2 protein-coding genes are annotated in these 5,561 nt (G+C 29.6%); both read right to left on the bottom strand.

Annotation, left to right across the window (positions count from 1 at the left end; all coding sequences use genetic code 11):
* Positions 1 to 2: 2 nt before the first annotated feature.
* Complete coding sequence (locus N4A48_RS04175) at positions 3 to 4,730, bottom strand: leucine-rich repeat protein (protein ID WP_293664547.1); 4,728 nt, start codon at positions 4,728 to 4,730, stop codon at positions 3 to 5.
* Positions 4,731 to 5,006: 276 nt separating this feature from the next.
* The gene (locus N4A48_RS04170) at positions 5,007 to 5,462 is read right to left on the bottom strand and encodes a rhodanese-like domain-containing protein (protein ID WP_293664546.1); all 456 of its coding nucleotides are present in this window, start codon (positions 5,460 to 5,462) and stop codon (positions 5,007 to 5,009) included.
* Positions 5,463 to 5,561 lie beyond the last annotated feature (99 nt).

The raw sequence follows: 5,561 nt of genomic DNA, 5'->3' as shown, positions 1-5,561 counted from the left end.
TATTAGCTTGCTTCTTTAGGTTGTACTATTTCTTTTGAATCAACTTCACTAGTCTTAGATTCTTCTTCTTTATTTCCAGCTTCTTTATTTTCGTCTTTTACTTCTTCAGGTTGTACTGTTTCTTTTAAATCAACTTCACTAGTCTTAGATTCTTCTTCTTTATTTCCTACTTCCTCATTTTCATCTTTTACTTCTTCAGGTTGTACTGTTTCTTTTGGATCAACTTCAATACTCTTAGTCTCTTCTTCTGAATTTTCTTTTTCTATTATTATATTTAATATTACTGTTCCTACAATATTAGGTTTTTGATTATATTTTCCAAACCCACGATTAGGATCTTCTGTATATATTGGATATTTTACTTTTATTGAATTAGCAGCTGGATCATCCATTCTAACTTCTATCTTATTATCTTTAAAATTAATATTTTTATTTATCTTATCTTCATCAGCACAATCATCTTGAAGGACTGGTTCATTATTTAAACCTATTAAAGGATTCTCTATTGTCAATGTACCATCTTTTATTGATCTTTCTGATGCTTTGATTTCAATAGATATCTCTCCAAACGAATACATCCTTACATCATTTTCCATTAAATGTGCAGGTTCACCTTTAGGTCTTACAGCAGCAGTTTTCATCCATTCAAAATCACCAAGAGTTATATTTCCAACCCTCAAAGTATTTATTTTTGAAAATTGCTTAACCGTATCCATATAATTTTCAGGAAGTGGATTTCCTTGTATACGCAATCTTTTTAAGTTCATTTCCTTAAGTGGTGTTATATCTGTTATATTATTATCATGAATCAAAAGTGCTTCAAGTTTATCTAGTTTCGAAACTGGACTAATATCAGTTATCTTATTATTGTATAAATATGACGATCTTAAATTAACTAAATTATTGAACTCACTAATATCTGAAATTTTATTATTTTCCATATCTAGTCTTTCAACTGTTGTTATAGTTCCTATTGTTGAATTTACTTCTTCAATATTATTATCTGGAAGAATTAACTGCTTTAATTTCAAATTAGAAATAGGTGTAATATCCTTTAAAGTTGTCATATTAATTCTTAAATCTTCAAGATTAGTTAATAATGCAAGTGAATTTATATTTTTTAATTCAATTTGTTTATCTTTGCCATACTTTAGATCATTGTTAAGATAGTGTAAAACTTTTAGTTTTTTACAATTTTTTAAAAAATCAAAATTTTCTATACTTCTAACTGCATTTACTTCAAAATTTTCAAGATTTGTAGCATATTCCAAAGGTGCAACCAATTCTGGAGTTAGTGAGGTATCATTATCAGAGAATTTCTTTAACTTCTTCATATCCCCTTTAGTAAAAATATGATCATCAGGCAATTTTTCATAACTAGATGCCATATCATCAACTATATTAGTATATTTTTTATCAATTTTAGAATATTTATTAAATAAGCTTAAATAAAACTTTCTAATATTTTCTGACATTTCTATAGATTCTTCATCCAAGTCGCTACTAGATTCCTTTAAATAAGTAATAGCAGAATCTGCAATATCATAATTTCCTATAGTTACAGCTCCTTCATAGTTATCAATTATTAATGATTTAAAATTTTTACAATATTTGAACGGATAATCTCCTATACGCTCTACACTGCTTGGAATTCTTATTGATTCTAAACTTTCGCAAGATTGGAATGCATACTTTCCTATACTCTTTACACCGTCTGGAATTATTACTGATTTTAAGTTTTTGCAATATTTAAATACATAATCTCCTATACTTTCTACACTACTTGAAATTGTTATTGATTTTAAATTGTCACAAGATTTGAATGCATTATTTCCTATGCTCTTCACACCATTTGGAATTGTTACTGATTCTAAACTTTTACAAGATGCAAATGCAAAATGATCTAAAGTTGTTACACTTTGTGGAATTTCTATTAATGCTAAATCATAACATTTTTCAAATGCACTGAACCCTATTATTTCTAAACTTTCTGGAAGTGTTACTGATGTTACTTTTGTAGAAGCAAATGCACCTTTTGCCAGTTTTGTTACCCCTTCAGGAACCGTGTACTGATTACCACGTTGGTCAAGATATTGTATCAATACTGTTTTATCCTTGTTAAATAGTACTCCATTAATATCAGAATAATTTGCATTGTTCTTATCTATATTAATTCCTGCTAATTTATCACATCCAGAAAAAGCCCACTCATTTATTATTTGTACACTTTCAGGAATAGTTACTGATGTTAAGCTTGTACAATTTAAAAATGCACTAAATCCTATTTCTTTCACGCCTTCTGAAATAGTCACTGATGCTAATTTACTGCAAGCACAAAATGCATGATCTCCTATTCTATTTACAGTACTTGGTATAGTTACAGATTCTAGATTAGTACATTCATAGAATGAAACTTCTCCTATGCTTTCTACACCTTCTGGAATTGTTACCGATGCTAATTTGGAACAATATTCAAACGCACCCATTCCTATTTCATTTACAGTGCTTGGTATGATTACAGACTCTAGATTAACACATTCATAGAATGCATTTTCTCCTATGCTTTCTACACCTTCTGAAATTGTTAACGATTTTAATTTAGCACAACTTTTAAACGCATTCTTTCCTATACTCTTTACAGTGCTTGGTATGTTTACAGATTCTAGATTATTACATTTATAGAATGAATACGCTTCTATGCTTTCTACACCTTCAGGAACCGTGTACTGGTTGCCATGTTGGTCAAGGTATTGTATCAATACTGTTTTATCCTTGTTAAACAGTATTCCATCAATATCAGAATAATTTGTATTTCTTTCATCCACATTGATTTCTGCTAATTTCTCACATCCAGAAAAAGCCCACTCATTTATTTTTTGTACACTTTCAGGAATTATTACCGATGCTAAATTTGTACAATATCCAAATGCTTTATTTTCTATACTCTTTACACCATTTGGAATTGTTACAGATTTTAGATTAGTACATTTATAGAATGAATACTCTCCTATACTCTCTACACTGCTTGGGATTGCTGCTGATCCTAAATTTGTACAATATGCAAATGCTTTATTTCCTATACTCTTTACACCACTTGGAATTGTTACTGATTCTAGGTTAGTACATTTATAGAATAAATACTCTCCTATACTCTCTACACCGCTTAGAATTGTTGCTGATCTTAAATTTTCACAATATCCAAATGCACCTTTTCCCAGTTTTGTTACCCCTTTAGGAATAGTTACTGATGTTAAGCTTTTACAATATGAAAATGCACCACTTCCTATAGTCGTCACAGTATCTGGTATTTCTACTGATGTTATACCTTTACTCTTAAATGCATTTGTTCCTATAGATGTAACTTTTTTGCCATCTATTATAGATGGAATGACTATTTCTGTTTCAGATCCTAAGTATCCAGTTATTTCACCGTTAGAAAATTCAAAACCGGCTTCTACTGGTGTTGTTGTATGTGTCTCTTTTTGTGTAGTATAACTTGCTTCTGGGTCTTTATCTACTTTATCTATTTTAGCATCTTTACCTATGTGTATTTTAGCATTTTCTGCTTTTTCTTTTAGCTCTAATTTTTTAACCTCTCCATTATCCAAATAAATATCTGCATCTGCTGTATTTACCTGCACCTCGTCAAAGTCTCCTTTTAAAGTAACTTTATCTTTATCTTCAATAACAATATCTCCAAATCCAGATTCAGTTAGCTTATTCTCTACAGATTCCTCTTCATCAATTATCGCTCCTGATTTTAATGTTAATTTTTCTACTGTCGTGCTTCCTTCAGCTACTAACCTTACTTTATCATCTTCTTTATTAACCACTACATTTCCTAATTTACTATCTTTTATGTGTATACTATTCTCTCCTCCGCCGTATATATATGTATCTCCTGTTACTTTAATATTTTTAAGATATACATCTCCATCTCCTACAGAAGAGTCTATTTTAAGTTCATCAAAAGTTCCCTGTAATGCATCTGATTCTGTTGAATACTCACCTTTAGATATAGTTTTAACTGATGAACTTGAGCTTGAACTTGAACTTGATTTATTATCAGACTTCTTTTTAATTGTAAAGCTTGATGATGAATTTGATTTAAATACTTTTCCAAGCATTGCAGCAGCTTCTGCTCTAGTTATATTTTTCTTAGGACCAAAAGTTTCATCTGGATATCCGTTTAAATATCCTCGACTTACCAATAATTCAACAGATGCTTTTGCCCAGCTAGATATTTCATCTTTGTCTTTAAATTTATCAAGTACCTGTGATTTGCCTGTTTTGCTTATTTTAAGTACCTTTTCCATAATTACAGCCACTTCTTGTCTAGTAATCAAATCATTAGGTCTTACAGTATTATCTTCATATCCTGATATATAACCTTTTGCTTTTGCCTTTCTTATATCTTCATAAAACCAATCGTCTGCTGATACATCTTTAAAATCTATATCATAGACCAATTTAAAGTTATATGCCTTATTTATAAGTGCTATAAATTCAGCTCTTGTAATTTGCTTATTGGGCTTGAATGTTCCATCACTGTACCCACTTATCACTCTTTTTTTAACTAATTTTTGAATTTGTGTTTTCGCCCAATGATTTTCTATGTCTGAAAACGTTTTCAAATTTTCAGAAAAACCAATGCCCGTTGAAGTCATTATCATTGATGCCGATATTATGATAGACAGCGAGCGTTTTATATTTCTTTTTAGCAATGCCATAGTTACCTCCTCTACACAATTAAACACGAATATGTAATTTACTTTTTTGGATTTTTCAACTTTATTTTACATTATAATACAAAATGTTAAATTCCATTGACTATTATATAGCTAAAATATATTTTTTTGAAATAGAAAAAAACTATGCCATTGATTAATAGTATAGTTTTTTTCTATTTCGAAAAAATATATATAATTTTTATGTTTCTTCCAATCATTTATTAGTACTATCAATAGTATAAATTCACCTCATCCATAGTATTAAAAATATAATATCTATTTTTCTAAAAGTTCATCATAAGGCCATCCACCTTGACCATTTTCAAGTATAAAAAGTCTTTCAGATTTTATACCACTTTCACTAAGATGATCTACAGTTCTTTGAGCTCCACCTTTACCTCCAGGGCATACAACTATTATTGGATTATCTCCTTCAAGTTCAGGTATTACAGCGTCAACTTTAGCTCTTTCTTCATCAGTTTTAACTGGATAGGCTTTTGTAGATATAGCTCCTTTTATGTGATGTTTATTCCATTCTTCTTCAACCTGTATGTCTACAAGCATTATATCATCACCATTTTCAATTGCCTCTTTAACCTGTTCAGCCGTATAGTACTGATACGTCTTTTCTTTTTCTTGTGTAGCTTTTTCTTCTACCTCATTTGATCCACATCCTACCACAGATACAGTAAGGATCATCATTAATAATAATGCTAATAGTTTCTTTTTCATAATTTTTTCCTCCTTTAATATTTATATTTTTTTTATATTAGCTTGCTTCTTTAGGTTGTACTATTTCTTTTGAATCAACTTCACTAGTCTTAGATTCTT

It is taken from the genome of Tepidibacter sp. (assembly GCF_025210165.1).
GTDB lineage: Bacteria > Bacillota > Clostridia > Peptostreptococcales > Peptostreptococcaceae > Tepidibacter_A.
Note: the sequence above shows the minus strand (reverse complement) of the source record. Positions and strands in the feature narration are given on the sequence as shown.